The organism is Bacteroides stercorirosoris, assembly GCF_900142015.1.
Taxonomy (GTDB): domain Bacteria; phylum Bacteroidota; class Bacteroidia; order Bacteroidales; family Bacteroidaceae; genus Bacteroides; species Bacteroides stercorirosoris.
Map to the genome: position 1 here is coordinate 60,080 of NZ_FQZN01000007.1, position 20,933 is coordinate 81,012.

At 41.4% G+C, this 20,933-nt stretch carries 10 protein-coding genes; 7 read left to right on the plus strand and 3 right to left on the minus strand.

Annotated features, from left to right (window positions below; genetic code table 11):
• Positions 1-13 precede the first annotated feature (13 nt).
• The 3 genes from BUC01_RS07015 to BUC01_RS07025 all read right to left on the minus strand — a co-directional run bounded on the left by BUC01_RS07015 (position 14) and on the right by BUC01_RS07025 (position 5,277).
• Positions 14-3,169 (minus strand): SusC/RagA family TonB-linked outer membrane protein, encoded by a 3,156-nt coding sequence (locus BUC01_RS07015; protein WP_025833466.1) that lies wholly within the window; start codon positions 3,167-3,169, stop codon positions 14-16.
• A gap of 667 nt (positions 3,170-3,836) precedes the next feature.
• Positions 3,837-4,685: a hypothetical protein gene (locus tag BUC01_RS07020; RefSeq protein WP_025833468.1), complete on the minus strand. Its 849-nt coding sequence runs from the start codon at positions 4,683-4,685 to the stop codon at positions 3,837-3,839.
• 94 nt (positions 4,686-4,779) lie between these two features.
• Positions 4,780-5,277 carry an HU family DNA-binding protein gene (locus BUC01_RS07025; protein ID WP_025833469.1) on the minus strand — a complete coding sequence of 166 codons (498 nt, stop codon included), beginning with the start codon at positions 5,275-5,277 and terminating at the stop codon, positions 4,780-4,782.
• A 561-nt stretch (positions 5,278-5,838) separates the two neighbouring features.
• Between BUC01_RS07025 and BUC01_RS07030 the strand changes: the two genes are divergently transcribed.
• The 7 genes from BUC01_RS07030 to BUC01_RS07060 all read left to right on the plus strand — a co-directional run bounded on the left by BUC01_RS07030 (position 5,839) and on the right by BUC01_RS07060 (position 20,917).
• The gene (locus BUC01_RS07030; protein ID WP_034524531.1) at positions 5,839-9,009 is read left to right on the plus strand and encodes a SusC/RagA family TonB-linked outer membrane protein; all 3,171 of its coding nucleotides are present in this window, start codon (positions 5,839-5,841) and stop codon (positions 9,007-9,009) included.
• A gap of 27 nt (positions 9,010-9,036) precedes the next feature.
• Positions 9,037-10,947 carry a SusD/RagB family nutrient-binding outer membrane lipoprotein gene (locus tag BUC01_RS07035; protein WP_025833471.1) on the plus strand — a complete coding sequence of 637 codons (1,911 nt, stop codon included), beginning with the start codon at positions 9,037-9,039 and terminating at the stop codon, positions 10,945-10,947.
• A 26-nt stretch (positions 10,948-10,973) separates the two neighbouring features.
• Positions 10,974-11,918, plus strand: a complete 945-nt coding sequence (locus tag BUC01_RS07040; RefSeq protein WP_073313113.1) for a hypothetical protein — start codon at positions 10,974-10,976, stop codon at positions 11,916-11,918.
• Positions 11,919-12,563: 645 nt separating this feature from the next.
• A complete protein-coding gene (locus tag BUC01_RS07045; protein WP_073313114.1) occupies positions 12,564-16,043 on the plus strand; it encodes a SusC/RagA family TonB-linked outer membrane protein in 3,480 nt (1,159 codons plus the stop codon).
• Positions 16,044-16,055: 12 nt separating this feature from the next.
• Positions 16,056-17,921 carry a RagB/SusD family nutrient uptake outer membrane protein gene (locus BUC01_RS07050; protein WP_073313115.1) on the plus strand — a complete coding sequence of 622 codons (1,866 nt, stop codon included), beginning with the start codon at positions 16,056-16,058 and terminating at the stop codon, positions 17,919-17,921.
• Between the two features lie 49 nt (positions 17,922-17,970).
• The gene (locus BUC01_RS07055; RefSeq protein ID WP_025833475.1) at positions 17,971-19,383 is read left to right on the plus strand and encodes a DUF4623 domain-containing protein; all 1,413 of its coding nucleotides are present in this window, start codon (positions 17,971-17,973) and stop codon (positions 19,381-19,383) included.
• A 94-nt stretch (positions 19,384-19,477) separates the two neighbouring features.
• Positions 19,478-20,917 carry a glycoside hydrolase family 10-like protein gene (locus BUC01_RS07060; protein ID WP_025833477.1) on the plus strand — a complete coding sequence of 480 codons (1,440 nt, stop codon included), beginning with the start codon at positions 19,478-19,480 and terminating at the stop codon, positions 20,915-20,917.
• Positions 20,918-20,933 lie beyond the last annotated feature (16 nt).

Below are 20,933 nucleotides of genomic sequence, written 5' to 3' on the forward strand. Positions count from 1 at the left end.
TCTTTCCTTTATTTTAGAATGTAACGTTAAGATTGAAACCAAATGAACGGGTAGAAGGCAAAGCGGCCGTTTCAACACCCTGTCCGTTACCGGTGGAGTATGTACATTCAGGATCGAATCCCGGGAGGTTGTTGTACAAGAAGCATACGTTATTGGCCACAGCGCTAATCTTGATACCGCTGATGATGGTCTTGTTGAACCATTTGCCCGGCATTGTCCAAGAGAAGTTAAGTTCGCGGAGGCGTACATTGGTGGCGTCATAAATGTAGTTTCCGATATTGCCATAGAACTGTCCCCAATAAGCGGTAGGATTAAGTTCCACTGTGTTGGCAGCTCCTGTATTCACATTCACACCCTGAGAAATCAATCCCTTGCCAGTTGTATAATACTCTTCGCGTCCGACAGCAGTCTCTTTGGTCTGACCGCAGGATTGCAGGCGCATCATGGATTGCAGATAAATATCGCCACCATAACGAACGTCGATCAGGAAGCCGAAGGAGAAGTTTTTCCATCTGAGTGAAGAACCGATACCTGCGGTCCAGTCCGGGTTCATATTACCGGAAACACGGAGAGTAGGATCTACGATGTATTTGCCATCATCACCGACAAGGCGATTACCCTTTTCGTCATATTTGAAACCATTGGTGTAAATCTGTCCGTAAGGTTCGCCTACTTTAGCCATTACGTAGCAGTTCTGTCCCATAGGACGTGCCAGGGTGATGGATTCTACTCCTTCGTAAAGTTCTACAACTTCAGAAGAGTTCTTGGCGAAGTTAACCCAAAGATTCCAGTTCCAGTCACGGGTGCGAATAGGCGTGGTGTTCATCTGAATCTCCCAGCCCCAGTTGTCAACACGTCCGGCGTTGATATACTTGGCACTGTATCCTGAGGTGATAGATGAAGGCATGGAAATAATTTGGTTGTATGCACGTTTGTTATAGTACGTAACGTCGAATCCTAAACGGTTGTCAAGGAACCGGATGTCAGCACCGAACTCCATTGATTTGATAATTTCCGGTTTGAGATTAGCGTTCGCTTTCGTAGAAGGCTCGGCTACTCCCATCAGGCCCCCTGCCATGTTGGAGACTGTAGATAATACGGATAATAATTGGTATGGGTCGGTGTCATTTCCTGCCTCTGCATAAGAAGCACGCAGTTTGGCGAAAGAGATCCAGCTGGGAACGTCTATCTTAAACTTGGTCAGCATGTCGGTTACAACCCAACCCAAAGAGAATGAAGGATAGAAGAACGAGCGATTGTCCTTCGGCAATGTGGACGACCAGTCGTTGCGTACGGTTACATCGAAGAACAGGTAGTTGTCCCATGACAATTGTCCCAATGCATAAAGGGATTGAACTTCCTTTTCAGATTTATAAGTTCTTGTCGTCGTCGACTGTCCGTTTTGAATGGTGTAAAGTTCGGGGATATTCAAACCTTCGGCTGTAGCATAGAAGCTGTTATATTGGCGGTTCATTAAGTTGCCACCAACGGAGAGCATACCGGAGAATTTGGAACTTGCAATGTTTTCTTTCTGGGCTGTAACCAGGAAGTCAGCATTGTATTCGGCCATGTTGTATTGACCGGTTGAGAAACGTCCGTCTTTGTAGCCGGCGCTTGAAATCAAGTCATGGCGTATCCATTTTTCAGTTTTCTTGCCGTAGGTATCACCACCAAAGCGAATCATTGCTTTCAACCAGCTGTTTACTTCATAGGACAGCGATGCAAAACCGTTAATACGGTTGGTTACGTCCTTGTTCCCGCTGAGAGAGGTCAGTGCATACGGGTTATTCACTACTGTAAGCATACTGGGATACCAGTCGATAATCTTTCCATCCTTGTCGAAAACATCTTTCATCTCATGCAGGTTAATACTGCGCGGAGTATAAATGAGGGCGAATATAGGGTTGAAGCCGGATGCAGAGAATTCAGGACGGCCTTCACCTTTCTGATAGGTGTAATTCAGTTTAGCATCAAGAGTCAGGTTCTTGATGATTTCACCACCGGCACGAACGGAGAAGTTTGTCTTATTCAACTTGTTGTTGGGAATAACACCTTTACGCGTTGTGTTGGACATACCTACACGATAATTCATCTTGCCGGAAGAACCTGTCACGTCGAGAGAGTTACTCCAGGACGTACCTGTATCCATAAAATCAGAGTAGTCATTGTTTTTGGCTTCCATAGCACGGGTTTGTCCAGTCCAGTCGGTAACAACAGTTCCCATTTTAGGTCCCCAGGAGTTACGGGAGGTGGCAACGTATGCTCCGTCCGTACCTTGACCAAATTCATTCTGGAATTCCGGTTGAATCATCACATTCTCAAAAGTGAAGTTACTATTGTAGGAAACTTTGGTTTTGCCTCCTTGTCCTTGTTTCGTAGTAACGAGGATTACGCCATTACCACCGCGTGAGCCGTAAAGTGCTGTAGCCGAAGGACCTTTCAATACGGAAATAGATTCAACGTCATCGGGATTCAGCATGGATAATCCGTCACCGGTGTCCGAATAGCCTGCACCCCAGGAGTTTGTGTTTACGTCGTCAACGCCTTGAGAGTTATCAAACGGGATGCCATCCACTACAACCAAAGGCATGTTATTGCCGGATATGGAGTTATTACCACGGATAACGATACGGTTTGAACCGCCGGGAACAGAAGTCGAGGAGATATTCATACCGGCAATCTTACCATTCAAGGATGTAGCGATGTTTGCAGTACGATTTTCAATAAGAGCGTCACCTTTTACATCTTGCACGGAATAGCCGAGGGCTTTCTTTTCACGCTTCATACCTAATGCTGTGACGACTACTTCATCCAGAGCATAGTCTGTACCGCTTAATTGTATTTTATAAGTCGTATTACTCGTAATGGGAATCTCTTGCGCATCAAATCCGATGAAGGATACGATAAGAGTTTTTCCATTAGATGGAATGTCGAGAGAGAATTTTCCGTCTATATCAGTTGCTGTACCGATACCTGTGCCTTGCACGAGGATAGTTGCTCCAATAATAGGTTCACCTTGAGTATCAGTAACAACTCCGGTTATTTTTCTTGAATTCTGTGTACTTGACGAGGTGGCATTCTGTGCATTTACACTCATTCCAGGGGCGTAACCGCTGCATAAAAGCATAAGTCCGGTTACTGATAGGATAAAAAGTTTTTTCCTTAACATAGATTTAATAAACAATAATGGTTAATAGTCCAGAATTATATCATACTAATGCAGGTTCACTTTGACGCATTGCAATTGAGTTTGTAATGCCATTAATTATTCAAAGCGGAACCAGAGGCTGTTTGCACAGTTATCACATTACCAATGTTTAAGCACAATACACTAATTGTTACTGTAGTGAAGAGCTTGTTGTTTCTTAATGCTCGTCTTTTGCGATCTTCATTCATAAAATAGTTGATGATTTTGTTGTTAATTTAATAGTATTCTCAGAAATAAGGGGGGAGATGGACAGTATAGAAATAGCTGAGACCATTTCTTCTGTTAGATAAATTGTTGTTCCATAGGCTCTTTTTTTGTTTTAGGTTTAACTTATTTTATGTCTCTCTTTCTTAAATTATGTATTGGCTAAGTTCCAAGAGAACTTGGTAAAACGGTCATTAACCAAAAATTAAAATACGCTAAAGACTGTTATACTTTAGCTGGTTGTTTTAAGAGATAAACTCGTTATTAACAAAGGCAATGAAACGCTATTTATTCGTTTCTTCTTAGCAAAGATATATTATAATTTAATATCAAGAACATTCCTTTGCATTTATTTAACTTTATATCTATAAATTTGCGATTAAAGGAATGTTTAGTTCCTTTCAATATGCTTTATATACAATAATTAAGGTTCTTCAATATTTAATGAGTGGAATTCGACTAAGCCACTCATTGGAGTTTCTTCAATGACATCCAGTTCAATACCAAATTCACTGGCTACTTCTCGGAGAATTGCAGCATAGCTGTAGGCTAATGAGCCAACAAAACGAATAGGATAACTCTTATAGTCATATTGGCACACATTTCTTGTGAAGAAGCTACGCAAATTAGCGGTTATTAACTCGTATACATAGTCATCATCCGTATAATCCGCTAAGAAATATGAAATAGTGGAAAGGAAGCGATTAGGAAATGGCCGGTTATAGACTGATTCCATCACTTCATTGGGACTGATACGGAATTTCTCAAAAAAGTCGGCCATTACCTCCTTTGGAGCCAGGCCTTTCAGGACATCTGAAAGAAAATGCTTACCCAGCACGGCTCCGCTACCTTCATCACCTAATATATATCCGCCTGCTTTGACGTTTTTTACGATAATCTTTCCGTTGTAAAAGCAAGAATTAGAACCTGTACCTAAGATACAGGCAATTCCAGCCTCGCATTTAAACAAACCGCGGGCAGCAGCAAGCAAATCGCTTTCCACTTGAATCGGAGTTTTGAACTGTGCTACTAATGAGGCACCCAATACATTCTTTTTTTCATAAGAAGTGCAACCGGCACCATAATAATACACCTGTTCCAATTTCCTTTTGAAAAAAGTTTCAGGTAAACCTAAACGTACACTCCGACTGATCTCTCTTCGGGTTTGAAAGAAAGGATTAAGCCCCTCAGTAAAAACTCGTTGTATCAGGTGATTGTCCTCAACCAAGGCCCATTCAGTTCGTGTCGAACCACTTTCAGCAATTAGTTTCATACGCAGCTGGATTTAGAATTGAATACAAATATATAGATTTTTTTAATATATAGCACTTATTTGGGAAAAACTTTCCTATTTCTCTTCAAGCTTATTAGTCTGCACTCTCATTTCCCATTTCAGGAAAGACTTCTTTTTCCTCTTTTTTCTCCTTAGCTAATGTTTCTGCTCTCAACTGATTCTTAGGGAAGTATTTGCTAAGCGGATAGCGAAAAAAGTTCATTGTGCTTACACGATAAAAGAATCTGCGATCAGGCTTAAAATAGATTTTGGACAGGCGTACTTCACTTGGCAAAACATCTTCCGGTGCTTCAAAACCATTGCTTGTAATGGCAGTTTGAAACGAACCTAATCCGCTAATCGTCACGGATTCGCCACCTTTCAGTATTTCTTCTATTGCTTTAGGCAAATCGGTCAGGATGGATAAGACATCTCCTTCACTACGTCCGCTTCCTTGCGATAATATTTTTGCAAGGTCCCGTTCTGTTTTACCACCTTTCACCTGTAGTTTTCGTTGTATTGCATAGTATAAAGACTTCATACCTCCTGATGTCCTGAACTTTTTCTTACGAACAAAATAAATTAATCCCATAGTGTTTCTAACTGTTTGTTACTTATATATATAGTGTTTCTTATTTATATCGCTTTACCAAGTTATACAACTTGGTGCCTCCAAGTTATGCATCTTGGATATACCAACATATGTAACTTGGTAGTCCCGAGTTGTGCAACTTGGTTCGTATTGATTACAAAGGTAAGGAAAGAATGTAGAGAACCAAAAGGTATAAGGGAATAATGTATCAAAATAACCACTAAGTCCTCTTGGAACCGTAGATAAAACAAAGTAGAGATAATATGAAAGTCAAACTAATAAAATGAGAAAATGCCTATGGAACAAAAAGTTATCCGTCAAAAGGAATAACCTTGTCAGTTATTCCTGATTATTAACTACCTATTCGGAATGTTGGAGTTACTTCAACACAACCATTAAAATCATCAATATTATGAATGAAGATCGCACGAATAAGAACAATAGTACGTAACGAAGTACTCAAACTGCCATAACTAATGCATTGATCCAGAAAACACGACAATGCAATGGTCGCATACTCTTTAAATACAAATAGAAAATAATTAAAATCATGAGACTCTTATGAATAGATTTAAGGAAATCTCAATGGGCATAGCTGCTATGCTAATAGTACCTGCTATCAACATAAATGCCAGTCCTAACAATATCGCGGGTAAACCGGCTTCACCTACTACTGAAGTAACGCAGCAACAGAAACAAATCACCGTTAAAGGTAAAGTTACTGACTCCGCTGACGAGCCTCTCGCCGGAGCAAGTGTTCAAATTCTGGGAACCAATCAAGGCGTGATTACTAATGCTGATGGAGACTATACAATTACTGCTAAGCAAGGAGCTACGCTCCAGTTTTCATATATAGGCTGTAAACCGCAATCGGTAAAAGCTACTAAGGCACAAATTAATGTGCAAATGGAGGAAGATGCCAATATGCTGAACGAAGTTGTCGTTACGGAGTTCGGTTTGAAGCGTGTTCAACGCGGTATCGGTTCGTCTGTACAGAAAGTGACTGCAGATGAAATTGCAGAGTCGGGACGAGATAATTTTATCACGGCACTGCAAGGCCGTGTATCCGGTATGAATGTTGTCTCCAGTTCGGGTGCTCCGGGAGCGTCAACACAGGTAACATTACGCAGTATCACTTCTCTTTCCGGCAGTAACCAGCCGCTTTATGTTGTTGATGGTATTCCGATGAACAACTCTTCTTTCTCTGCAAGCAGCGGTATGGCTGTAGAGGACGTCTATAGTAGTCGTACACTGGACTTCTCATCACGTGGCAATGACTTTAATCCCGAAGATATCGAAAGCATCACAGTATTAAAAGGAGCAGCCGCAGCTGCGCTTTACGGTTCGAATGCTTCAAATGGCGCCATTATCATTACGACAAAGAAAGGTACGGCAGGTAAGGGTAAAGTTTCGTATAGTAACCGTTTCCGTTGGGATACGTCTTATGGTCTGCCTGATCCGCAAACAAAGTATTCTAATGGTAATTATGGTGTAACCAACTATTACAATACCGCCCGTTTCGGTGGACTCTATCCCGAAGGTACTAAACTTTATAATAACCTGGATCAAATTCTGCAAACCGGATTTACACAAGTACACAATGTATCAGTAGAAACCGGTACTGAGAAGTTGACGATGCGTGCTTCAGCTTCATTTACCGATCAAACCGGTACAATTAAGAATACCGATTACCAGCGTAGTAATTTCTCTTTGTCCGGCAAGGCGGATATCACAAAATGGATGCGCTTTGAATCATCCATGCAATATGCATCCACTCAGAATAACAAGATGCCTAAAGGTACCAGTGGTCCACTTTATTATGCACTTCGCTGGCCGCTCGTTGATGACATGAGCAACTATCTCGACCCGGACCTGGTGCATATGCGTTATCCATATCCGTATGTGGATGGTGATATGTATAATCCGTTGTTTTTGATGAATAACAACAAGTATTATGATGAATCCGACCGAATTATTGGTAATGTGACCGGTATTATCCAACCGAATTCCCACTTCTTCCTCCGGGCACAATATGGCTGGGATATAGGTACGCAAACATTTGAGACTTCTGAACATCCGTTGTGGGCTAAAAACAACTATGACATCCAACCTGGTCGCGGCGGAGTATATAATTTGGTTAAAGAAAACTTCTCAGACCTCTCTATGAATATGCTTGCAGGCTGGAATGATAAATTCTTTGATGGGAAATTGGCAGTGACTGCACAAGTCGGTTATCATCAGGTGGAAAACAAAATAACGCGCCTGAGTTCTTATGGAAAGAACTATATTGTATGGGATATGGCTTCTATCAACAATGTAGATGCAGCTACTATCGTCTCTAAAAAGCGTTCCACTATCCGTCGTATTCAGGCTATTTCTGCACAGGCTGAATTTGGTTGGGATAATATGGCGTTCCTTACTTTACGTGGACGTAACGACTGGGCTTCAACGTTACCTACTGACAACCGGAGCTATTTCTACCCGGCATTGGAAGCGTCATTCGTTTTGACGGAGTTGCCGATATTCAAAGGAAATGAGGCTATAAACTATCTGAAGTTGAGAGGTGCCATAGCACAAGTTGGTAAAGATACATCCCCGCTTTCTATTAATCCGGAACTGCAAGCTACGGAACTAAGGGGCGGCGGTTACAAATATGGCTATACAGGTCCGAATTCAAAACTGAAACCTGAAATGACTACCAGTTATGAAATAGGAGCAGAAGGCCGCTTTCTGAACGATCGGATCGTTGCAGACTTCACTTATTTCCGTACCCGTTGTACAGATCAGATTGTTACCGGTTTCCGATTGTCATATGCCACTGGTTTTGTATTGAATACCCGCAATCTGGGTGACTTTAAAACCTGGGGTTGGGAAGGACATATTGATGGGGATATTATTCATAATTACAATGGGTGGCGTTGGAATGTAGGAGTAAACCTCTCACATACCGGTTCAAAGACGATTAGCCTCCCGATGGCGGAATATTATGACACCTATACGAATGGAAATACGGCTGGAATCCGTTTAGGTACGATGGTAGGTGATCCTGTTACTTCTATCCACGGACTAGACTTTGAACGTAACGACAAAGGGGAAGTTTTGATTGATCCTTCAACAGGAGCTCCACGCGTAAGTGCGGAATGGACACATATAGGCGACCGTGAACCTAAACTGCGATTCGGCTTTTCAACGGAAGTTACTTTCAAACGCCAATGGCGCCTTTATGCCATGTTTTCCGGTAAGTTTAAATCAACAGTAATCAACGGAACCGGTCGCTATCTGGCTCAAAACGGTATGGACTGGGATTCTGTGAAGAAACGTGAGCAGGGCTCCGTTATCATTCCCGGTGTGTTGAAAGACGGCAATGAAAACTCGGAGAATCCGACGCCCAATAATATCGCTATCACATATGGCAATTATGGTGGCACTATTTATGCCGGCTCTGCCCGCGACTGGGTTCAAGCCAATGTCAACTATCTGCGTATGTCCGAAATACGTCTGTCGTATACATTTACAGAAAAACTCCTTAGGAAGATAACCAACGGTCTGATCAGCTATGCTCAGATTTATGTATCCGGCAACGATCTTCTTACTATTACCAACTACAACGGTCTGGATGCCGTGGGCAACACGATGTCCGCTTCCGCCGGTGGTGTAGGAGGTGAAGGTTACGACACATGGGGGCTCCCCAGCCCACGTGGCATCACTTGTGGTTTAAGTGTACAATTCTAAGTCATAAATCCAATTAATATGAAGAATATGAAGAAATATATAATTGTTCCATTCCTGTCTCTACTGATGCTACTCAATACCGGTTGTGACGATTATCTGGATGTTAATAAGAATATTGACTCTCCGGATTATGTAGAAGACTATTTATATCTGTCCGGCATTCTACAATCTTATAAGGATGTTACGTTCGACTTGACATACGCCATTCTGCCTATGATCTCCATGTGGAGCACTACGCAAAGTTCATATGGTTCTAACTATGGTAATCACTATTATCCACAGAGTAGTGATACGGGAGCATTGATTTGGCGCACAGTTTACTGGGATCAAGGTATGAATCTTGAGAACCTGATTAATCAGGCAATTAAAGCAGAGCACTGGCATCTTGCCGGTATCGGCTATGCCATTAAAGCATATAGCTGGGATATGCTAACCAAAGTTTATGGTGAGTTGCCACTTAAACAGGCTTTTGATAACGAGCGCGTACAGTTTGATTATGATTCTCAGGCCGATATTTATGACGCTGTCCGTGGATGGGCCCGCAAGGCTATCGAATATCTGGAAATGGAGGATAAGACTGCTTATAGCTCAAAAATTTCTGCTAACGATTGGGTTTATAAAGGTGATATCTCCAAATGGATTAAATTTGCTCATGGTGTAATCGTACGCAATCTGTCATCTTTATCCAACAAATCGGATTTTCTTGAAAAGTATGCCGATGAATTGATTGAAGCTGCCGGTAAATCATTGCAAACATCTGCTGATGATGCTATGGTGGAAATGGAAGGTGGCTCGGGAAGTGTTCCCTTCCCGGACTACAATAATTTCTGGGGAACACAACGAGGCAATCTCAGTACCATTTATTATCAACACGATTATATGGTACAGATTATGACGGGAACCATACCTAAATATGGAACAGATGGCCAACGCATCAAGCAGACAACGCCTCCTAATCCGTATTACCAATACGAACTGCTTGAAAAACAATACATAGCAGATACGCTGATAAGCTTGCCCGGGCACTACGATCCCCGTGTAGCGGTGAAACTGAGTACCGACAGTGACCCTGAATACTTGTATATTGACGATCCCGACAGCGTAAAAGCGCATCAGTATTACGGAGGAAGAAACAATACTACCCGCACTAATCCTGCCGGCATTAAAACTACTCCGCATCTTTACGGACGTACTACGACAGTAAAGAATTCTACTACGTCTTTGCCTAATGATGGTATCGGTCGCTGGTTATTCCGCGATAATGCCCCTTACGTATTAATGACTGCTGCTGAAATCAAACTTTGCCTTGCCGAAGCATATTGGAAGAAGGGCAATAAGGGAGCTGCTTACACAGCTTTCAAAGAAGGTGTCCGCAACGATTTGGATTTTACGGTTACGCCACTTTATCCGGGTACTAAGGGAGTTATTGGTGGGGGAGATAAAGTCACCAAGAGCGTTTACAGTGCTTTGGCAAATGAATATTATGCCGGCCCTTATGTAGAAGGACTGGGAGAAGGGAATCTGACTCTCTCGCATATAATGTTGCAGAAGTTTATTTCTCTTTATCCGTGGGGAGGAATAGAAGCTTGGACTGATTTGCGTAAGTATCACTATGACATTCAGTATACTGGTGATTATCCGTCTAAAGGTAATGGCTGGGATGATACACGCCTGATTGAGGTGAAACGTGACGAAGATGATGCCAAAGTATTCAAAGGTTATTTTCTGGGTGCTGCAAGAGACATTGAATTCCGGAATGCGGCATATAATCTTTACAATGATGGCTCACCCTGCTATCGCATTCGCCCGCGTTACAACTCAGAGTATACATGGAACATCGAATCATTGGAAAAGCTGAAACCTATATCCGGCACGGCACCTAATTACCAGTGTTCTATCCCTTGGTTTGCTTATCCGGGTGAATATCCTGCTAATTAATGTCTTATTTAAAACGAATAAACGATATGAAAAAGATAAAATATATAAGTATAGGCCTTTTAGCTGCCTTTTTTATGGGGTCATGTGAAAAGATGGAGGTTGATTATGACGCTATTCCAGTTGGAGATGATATGGCTCAGTTCCAAATAGGCCACTATACACCGGTAGCCTCTTCGGCTGAAAACAATATCTATAAGGTAGAGTTGGATGGGAAGCTTCTGGCTAATAGTACCAATGTGTTGAAATACTATAACACAATTCCCGGTGCGGGCAGATTCTATTATTCCAAACCGGGTAAAGTGAATCTGAAGTTGTATCAAGGTACCGATTTAAAGTTGGTGTTCGATCAGGATGTTACCTTAATTAAAGGGAAACAGAATGTTATCATACATGATTATAATGCCAATCCGCTTATCTTGGAACGCAATTTTGACATTCCTTATCCGCTGGACCCGTCTAAAGCAACTTTTGATACAGATACCATTGCCTATATTCGTTTCGTCAACTTAATGTATGAATCAGAAGGACATCCTACGGCTATGAAATTGCAATATCAGTATCAGTATACCTTGCATCCGCTTTATACAAATGCAGATAAAGATGCCGGTCTCATTCCTGACGGAAAGAAAGTGGGAGACGCAACTGGAGATGCGACTAAGAGTGCATGGCTCAATTTGGGTACACCAGTCGCTTTCGGCGAAAGCACAGGCTTCCAGCAAGTACCTGTTAAAAAGACAACCTACATTGCACAGGGAGCTGCCCGTATTGATTTTCGTATTGTAGTGACGGCGGCGAATGGTGGTGTACCCGGAGAAACGGTCATGGATGATGTGGACTGGTTGCTGAAAATCAATGGTAAGTTCTATACAGATTATTGGACCATTACCACTGGTCGGTATACCACTCATTACTTTGCTGGTATTCGTAGTAAAGCAACTTTTGCAAGAGCATACAGTTATGCGGAACACTAAAGAGTAAATAGTTTTAAAGGCATTTTAGAAGAACTTCCAGGTATTTGAAAAGTATAAAAGGGAGCCTGAATAGAATATTGTATGTGAAAAGAGGGTTGACTATTTAAAAAGTCAACCCTCTTTTTATTGTTAACTCCATATGCATATTGTTCCGTCATATTTCTGGTGAGAATTCTTCAAAAAAATATTTAGCACGATTACGTTAATCTTATTTTCCACGTGGTTAGTTGGATTACTATTTATGTCTTCTCAATAATAGAATCTCATAAATTATTTATAGCACTATAAAATAAATCTCGTTTAATTAAATGTTCACTAATTTAAGAGCCATTTTATTATTGTAAAGATAAGCAGTAAAAGACAATAAATAAATGTTCGTGCAATGAATATTAGTTTGAATATTATTTGTGCTATTATTACATAATTTTTACTGTAAAAATATAGGCAATGTTCTCTTGGAACTTGGTTTGTACTTAAAAAGAATAAGAGAGATAAAATATAAGTTAAACCTATAAATAGAGAAAACGCCTATGGAACAGAAACTTACCTGATAGAAGAAATAGCTAAGACTATTTCTATACTGACTATCCTTACCCGGATTTTTGAGAAAACTATTTTGATTAACAACAAAATCATCAATCTTTTATGAATGAAGATCGCAAAAAAAGAGGATTAACACATAGCAAATTCCTCACGGCAGTGGCTATTAGTGCACTGCTTTTGAACAGCGGTAATATACTGGCTACTCAAGTTGCCTCAGACAGTTCCTTGGAAGTGGCGGAACAACTGCAAGCCCAGACCGTTAATGGCTTGATTGTAGATGCCAATGGCGAACCGGTAATCGGAGCCAGTGTCATAGAAAAAGGGACCACTAATGGTGGTATTACTGATATTAATGGTAAATTTACGTTGACAGTAAAGCCGGGAGCCATTCTGAGAATTTCTTATATAGGTTTTCAGACCCAAGAAGTAAAAGCTACCAGAACTATGAAAATCACTTTGAAAGAAGATAGTGAATTACTGGAAGAAGTAGTAGTGGTGGGTTATGGTACGCAAAAGAAAGCTAACCTGACGGGAGCAGTGGCAACAGTCGATGTGAATAAAACATTGGATAGCCGCCCTATTGCGGATATTGGCCGTGGACTGCAAGGAGCTGTAGCGGGAGTCAATATTACTATTCCGACGGGTGAGGTCGGCTCAGATCCTTTAATCAAGATTCGTGGTCAGGTTGGGTCTATTTCAGGAAGTAACGCACCACTTATCTTATTGGATAATGTGGAAATCCCAAGTATCCAGATGGTGAATCCTAATGACATCCAGTCTATTTCGGTATTGAAAGATGCGGCTTCATCTTCTATTTACGGTTCAAAAGCTGCGTTTGGTGTGATTCTGATAACCACGAAATCGGGAGCGCAAAATGAAAAGTTTGAAATAAGCTATTCTAATAACTTCTCCTGGCAGGATCCGGCTAAGAAAATTGAGATAGGCGGTATAGAAGCCTTGCAATATACCTTGGATGCACAGAACAACAGAAGAGAGCCAATGCCGGCCGGTGGTTTCTGGCGCATCAGTCCTGAGAGTTTGGAAAAAGCCATCGAGTGGCAAAATATGTATGGTGGAAAAGTAAAATGGAATGATCCGGTGGTGTATGGGCGCGACTGGTACTATGATGGAAAAGACAAGTATGGTTATAGGCTTTATGATGGTGCCAAAGCTATGATTAAAAACTGGACGCCGACAATGACACATAACCTGTCCGTAAATGGTAAGAGTGGTAAGACCAGCTATAACATCGGATTAGGCTATCTGGATCAGAGCGGTATGTCGAGAACTGCCAAGGAAGATGATTTCAAACGATATAATGCTTCGGTCAGTGTTACTTCGGAAATTAACAAGTATATTACTGTAAGAGCAAGTTCTATCTATTCTGATCGTAATAAACGTTATCCGGGAATCGGAAATACGACTGCCGACCCGTGGCTGTATCTTTATCGTTGGAGCCCGTTGATGCCTATGGGAGTAACGGAAAATGGTAATCCTTTGAAAGAACCCACTTATGAAATGGCAGCTGCCAATACGGATAACTTACAGAATAAGTATTATAACATCAATTTAGGATTTACTCTGAATCTGACCAAAAACTGGGATGTAAAGTTTGACTATACGTATGACAGGCAAACTACGGAAACCAATTCCTCGGTAATGCAATATGAAGCAGGAGAGATGTGGTATGCTCCTACTGCCTGGATAGAAAATGGTAATCAAGTGTATGTTAACGAACAAGGGGAAAGAGTGGATACCGGTGGAATGCAGGCATATCGTTTCCCGGTGGGAAAATACTACAACAGTTCCGGTCCCAGCACCAGCCAGGTAGGAAACAATAGCAAATCTATAGATAACAATACTTTTAATGTTTATACCACCTACAACTTATTGTTAGGCGCGGAAAAGCAACATGCTTTCAAGATAATGGCAGGTATGAACAGGGTTACCAACAAATGGAGCTCATATAAGGGATGGAAAACAAATCTGATTGACTTGGCTAACCCCCAATTTCCATTGGCATCCGGCGATCAGTTTATTGAAGGAAACCGTAACTGGGAGGCTCAGTTGGGCTTTTTCGGACGTCTCAACTATTCTTTTGAAGATAGATATTTCGTTGAGGCTAACATACGTCGGGATGGTTCATCTAAGTTCCCTAAGGATTTGCAATGGAAATGGTTCCCTTCTTTCTCTGCCGGTTGGGTATTTACCAATGAAAAGTTTATGGAACCGATTAATAATATCTTAAGTTTCGGTAAGTTCAGAGCTTCATGGGGTAGTATCGGTGACCAATCTGTTTCAAACACTCTGTATAAATCAATTCTATCAGACGGACAATCATCATGGCTGGATGGAAGTGGAAACAAAATGCCGATGTTCGGCACTCCGTCATTAGTCGACAGTGATATTAGCTGGCAGCAGATTGAAACACTGGACTTTGGTGTTGACCTCAGATTTTTTAATAATAAATTGGGTTTAACTTTCGACTGGTACCAACGCGATACGAAGAATATGATTATTCCCGGCGAAAGTCTGCCGGTGACTCTTGGTGCTGATGCACCCAGAGGTAACTATGGTAGTTTGAGAACTAAGGGATGGGAATTGTCGGCTGACTTCAATCACCGTTTTGCTAACGGGATCGGTATTAATGTAATGGCGTCTATATCTGATGCTACCACTTTCATTACGAAAGGTGCTGACTATCTGACTCCTTGGGAAGACCGCAGTTTGGGTACTACCTACTCAACAGGAAGACGTTATGGCGATATTTATGGTTTTGTGACGGACAGATTGTTCCAAAAAGAAGATTTTGTATATGGAGCAGACGGGCAAATTGAAAAGATTGTCGTCATTTATAATGGAACTGCCCGTACTACTAATAAGCAATCTTCGGCATATCCGGTTTATCAGGTGCACTATGAAGATGGAAACAAGTTGATCTTTTCTCCTGGTGACACTAAGTTTGTGGATCTTGATGGCGATGGTTACATTACTCCGGGAACTAATACAAATGGTAATCCCGGTGACTTGACAGTTATCGGCAACACGACTCCCCGTTATGAATATAGCTTCAGATTGGGAGCAGACTATAAGGGTATTGATTTCTCTATCTACTTCCAGGGTATTGGAAAACGTAAAATCTGGGGTAGTGGTCAGTTGGCAATTCCCGGATATAATGCTAAGGAGGGTGCATTGCCCAAGACCTTTACAACTGATTATTGGACAGAAGAACGTACAAATGCTTTCTATCCCAGGGCATGGGACTTAGGTGGCAGCGATACAGGATTTGCCATGCAGAAACAATCCCGCTATTTGCTGGATATGTCTTATTTGAGAATTAAGAATATCACACTCGGATATTCTGTTCCCAGAAACCTTCTGTCTAAAATATATCTGAGCAAGGCAAGAATTTATATGTCGTTGGAGAACTTCTTTACATTTGATAATCTGAGAGGATTGCCTATCGATCCGGAAGCCATATCAGGATATTCAATGTTCTCAACTAGCTATAATCTCGGACGTACCGGTACGGGTACCCCTGTATTCAAAAGCTTATCATGCGGTGTTCAATTAACCTTCTAAAATAGAATTATTATGAAATTGAAGATATTTATAATTTTAGCCGGTATCGTTTTATTGTTTACGAACTGTAATGATGTGCTCGATCGCCCGTCATTGACTACGGCTGAGGATGATGCGTATTGGACCAACGAAGATAGAGTGCGTCTGTATGCCAATGCTTTTTATACAAACTTTTTTGTAGGATATGGGCTTAAGTATACAACGACTTATGCGCCTAACGCTAACTATACATTTAATGATGATGCGGTGAGAATGTCCACTCAGACACAATTCGGCCGTTCGGTTCCTACTTCCAAAGGAAGCACGAGCCTGGATATGATGTGGCAGAGTGAATTTACCGGCCCTACCTGGAATTTTGCCTGGGTAAGAAAAGCAAATGTCATGATCGACCGCATTAGCAACCTGATGCCGGAAATATTGACAGGTGAGCAATATAATCACTGGACCGGGATCGGGCGTTTTTTCAGAGGATTGGAATATGCCCGTTTGGTGAACGTATTTGGCGATGTCCCTTATTATGACACAGAGGTGAAAAACACGGATAAAGATGCTCTGTACAAGGATCGCACTCCGCGAAATGAGGTAATGGATGCCGTTTACAATGACTTTGACTATGCGATGCAGAATGTCCGCCTGAATGACGGGGGACAATACGTGAATCGTTATGTGGTAGCCGCTATGGTTTCAAGATGGGCATTGTTTGAAGCAAGCTGGCAAAAGTATTATTATAAAAATAATGAGCGTGCCAAGAAATTCTTTGATCAGGCTGTTACTGCTGCGGAAATAGTTATAAATAGTGGAAAATATGGTATCGTTGAGGATTTTCGTAAATTGTTTGGTTCTACAGACCTAACCAATAGCAAGGATTGCATCTTGTATCGGAAATATGATGCCGCCCAAAACATTACGCATTCTATTGCATCGACCTGTAATATGAATGACCCTACTGATGTAGGGCCGAATCTGGATTTGATCAAGGCGTTCATTTGTACGGATGGTAAAGATTGGCAGACTTCTTCTTTGGAAAATGCGAGTGATTTTACCCTTAGTAATTTGATTAAGACAAGAGATTCACGCTTTGAAGCCAGTTTCTATAATAAGCCTACTCCGAGAGCAAAGAGTTGCTATCTGTATGTGACGAAATTTATCCCACGGAGTGCCTTGAGTTATATTGAAAGCGGTGGCTCTCCGGCAGCAGAGTTCCAAAGCGAAAAAAACACTACCGGATATCCGGTATTGCGTTATGCAGAAGTCCTGTTGAACTGGATTGAGGCTAAAGCCGAACTTGCTACACTGGGTGGAAAGGAAGTTTCTCAGACCGAAATAGATGAGTCCATCAATAAGATCCGTAACAGGCCGATAGCAGAAGAAGCAAAAGCTTTAGGGGTTACAAGAACAGCTGATTTGAAGCTGGATGCACTTCCTCTGGATCCGGACAGAGACCCGACAGTGTCAGCGTTACTTTGGGAAATCAGACGGGAGAGAAGAATGGAGTTTGCATTTGAGTACTCACGCATCGTCGACTTGAGGCGTTGGAAAAAACTGGAATATATGGATACCGATAAGAACGAAGATTTATTGATTGGTACCTGGGTTAATTTCAACGATGAAGTAAAAAGTGAGTTGAAAGACGAGAATAAAGGAAAACTCAGAGTGATGGCTAAGGATGGAAGCTTTACCGTATATGATGGAACCAACGCTGCCAAAATGAATGGTTTCTTCTATCCTACACAGAATCAGGGTAGATTACCGTTCCTGAATGTTCCCAATGTCAATCCGTATCTTTCTCCTATCGGTACGAACCAGATTGCGGATTATAAAAATAAAGGATATACTTTGACTCAGACAGAAGGTTGGCCGACCGGCATAAACCAATGACATGAGTTAGTGAGATCATGGAAATTATTTAAAACTAAAACATGAGATTATGCATAAATTAATAAGAAATATAGGTTTTCTGACTGTATTGCTGGGGCTTGGCCTGGTTTCCTGTGATGAGGATTATCCTAAAAGCCATATAGCACCTTATGATACCGAGATTCTCTCCATAAAAATAGTAAATGCAGGGGCAGACGGCAATACAGTGGTGGAAGGGACAATTGATGAAGACAATAAGATGATCAATTTCCCTCGTTTGGATATGACAACAAACTTCTCTGCTATAAGTCTGGAAGCAAAGCTCTCCGAAGGGGCTGCTCTTCAGAATTCGGTATTGGATTTCTCTATGGATGAGGAAACGGCTTCTAAGACTCTGGTTCTTCGGATAGTCAATCAGAAGAGATATAAAGAGTATTTTATAAGAGTCAGAAAAAGAATTCCTGTGTATGGAGCTGATTTTGAAAAGCCGACGGTATACGATTTTTCAGGTGACCATATTTATCCGGATTACGGTTCGCTGATGACAAGATGTGCATCTTATGATGGTGAACATGTGTTGGTTGTCAGCAGGAAAACCGCTCCTCATCTTCTTAAGGTATCTGACCTGAAGAGTGGAGAAATCAAACCGATAATGCTGGATCTTACAGGTGTAACAGGTGGAACTTACTCTTATAATATGGGAGCACTGGTAAACGGTCATGTATATATTGCAACATTGTCTGGTTCCCAGGCATCACCTTTGAAAATATATTATTGGGATACACCGGCTTCTGCACCTGAAGTAGTTGCCAATATCAATGTTGCCGATATTCCCGGAGCTGGAAACCGGCATGGAGATAACATCTCAGTCAACATTGATAAAAATGGAAACGGATTTATTTTCTTTGGTGATAATGCGTCTACTAAGTTCTTGAGACTGACTGTTAGCAACCATAAGACAATTGACTCGCCTAAAGTGCTGACTTCAAGTTCAGATGCAGGAATGGTTACTAATGTGTTCAGAATAGAAGATACGGATCAGTATGTATGGTCAGGGTTGAGGTTGCCTGTTACATTGGTGGATGAGTCTCTTGGAGAAAAGTATAAAATGAATAAAGATCATTTGGCGATAGAAGCTGTTGCTCCGAGAATATTTACCTTTAATGATGAGCGTTATCTGATGGTTTGTACGGCAGGACATGGTTCTGCTTCTAAGGCAACGCCTTCTTTAGTTGTCTATAATCTGACAAAGGGAAGCACGGTAGAAGAAGCGATGCAAAAGTTTGATGAAGGGGATAATCATAATCCGGACTATACATTTATTTTAGGTGGAAGTGGTAATGGAGCGGCTCTTGCACAAACAGATTATCACATAGAAAAAGATGCAAACGGCAAAGATGCTAAACTTTGCATTTTCGGATCACGTACTGATTCAGGGTTTGTAATCTGCGAGTTTCCAATCAAGCAGGAGGAGGAAGACTGATGGCTTCTCCGGTTGAATTGAACTAATTATAGTATAAACATGGGAGTCGTCTGATAAGTGAGGATTAGACGGCTCCATTATTCTGAATTAAGAAATGAAATATTGGAAATATCTGACTTTGATTATCCTTATTGCTTTTGTAGCATCCTGTAGTAAGGACGATGATGACATTATACCGCCACCGGATGAGAACACGCCCTCGATCCTGCCTGAAAAAGAGCTAAGAGGAGTGTGGGTTACCACAGCCTGGGGCATTGACTGGCCTATGGAGGAATACAATGCCGTTGCCCAGAAACGGAAGTATACTGACTATCTGGATTTGCTGGTCGAGAATAATATGAATGCGATCTTTTTCCAGATTCGTGGGATGGCGGATGCTTTTTATGATTCGCAATATGAGTCGTGGAGTAAATACATCACAGGTACCGCCGGAGTTAAGCCGACTTATGATGTTTTGGGATTTCTTGTTGAAGAAGCTCACAAACGGAACATTCAGTTTCATGCCTGGCTGAATCCTTATCGAATTTCCACCCGGGCAAATAAAGGCTCGTCATTTCCTCAACTGGATCCTAAAATACCGGTGGAACTGACCAAGGATTACGAAAAAATCCGGATTTATAATCCGGCTCTACCGGAAGTACAGACCCGAATTACACAAATCGTTAAAGAGATTATTACTAAATATGATGTTGACGGTATCCATTTGGACGATTATTTTTATCCCTCATTAGAAGCATCCGAAAAGATGAATGATGATGCGGAATATGAAAAATATGGTAAAGATAAGTTCGATAATATTGCTGATTTCAGACGAAATAATGTAGACGTGGTAATACAGGATATCCAAAAGACTATTATCGGAACCCGTCCTGACGTGATATTCTCAGTTAGTCCTGCTGCAAATATGGATAGCAACTATAATACTTTGTTTGCAGATGTGAAGAAATGGTCGAAAGAAGGTTGGGTGGACGTTATAATTCCACAGCTATATTTCGCTACGGGCACAGAGGAAACCAGCTTCAATCAAAGACTGAATTTGTGGTCGCAACATATTTATGAGAATCATCTTTTAGTGGGATATGGTATCTATAAATTCGGTAATCCGGACTATGGCAGCAAATTCCAGTCATCTGATGATTTGAAGAAGCAGTTTGATTTTGCGGGTACGAAACCTAAAGTGAAAGGAAGCGTACTGTATAGTGTCAAGTATTTGGTGGAAAACAAGGTAGGGATTATGAGTGTGATTAAAAGTGTATATAAAAATCTTGCTTTGCTTCCTTACTTGGGTAGAATCGCGACTGAGGAACCTAATGCCCCTACCAATGTCCGGGTGGATGGAAGCACTTTGTCATGGAGCGGAGTACAGGACGCTTATTATGCGGTGTATAAGAATAACGGGGCCGATCAGGTTGCTACCTTGGTTGGAATTACTAAAGAAACCACGTTTCGGCTGACCGAAAAAGGAATCTATTTTGTCACTGCACTTAATAATAAAAATGCGGAGAGCGATTTATCGGATTCTGTGACTTATTAACAATATACAGACAATA

Bases quoted from the DNA above. Each gene is read 5' to 3' on its own strand.
- BUC01_RS07015 (WP_025833466.1), bottom strand. From the start codon at position 3,169: ATGTTAAGGAAAAAACTTTTTATCCTATCAGTAACCGGACTTATGCTT.
- BUC01_RS07020 (WP_025833468.1), bottom strand. From the start codon at position 4,685: ATGAAACTAATTGCTGAAAGTGGTTCGACACGAACTGAATGGGCCTTG.
- BUC01_RS07025 (WP_025833469.1), bottom strand. From the start codon at position 5,277: ATGGGATTAATTTATTTTGTTCGTAAGAAAAAGTTCAGGACATCAGGA.
- BUC01_RS07030 (WP_034524531.1), top strand. From the start codon at position 5,839: ATGAATAGATTTAAGGAAATCTCAATGGGCATAGCTGCTATGCTAATA.
- BUC01_RS07035 (WP_025833471.1), top strand. From the start codon at position 9,037: ATGAAGAAATATATAATTGTTCCATTCCTGTCTCTACTGATGCTACTC.
- BUC01_RS07040 (WP_073313113.1), top strand. From the start codon at position 10,974: ATGAAAAAGATAAAATATATAAGTATAGGCCTTTTAGCTGCCTTTTTT.
- BUC01_RS07045 (WP_073313114.1), top strand. From the start codon at position 12,564: ATGAATGAAGATCGCAAAAAAAGAGGATTAACACATAGCAAATTCCTC.
- BUC01_RS07050 (WP_073313115.1), top strand. From the start codon at position 16,056: ATGAAATTGAAGATATTTATAATTTTAGCCGGTATCGTTTTATTGTTT.
- BUC01_RS07055 (WP_025833475.1), top strand. From the start codon at position 17,971: ATGCATAAATTAATAAGAAATATAGGTTTTCTGACTGTATTGCTGGGG.
- BUC01_RS07060 (WP_025833477.1), top strand. From the start codon at position 19,478: ATGAAATATTGGAAATATCTGACTTTGATTATCCTTATTGCTTTTGTA.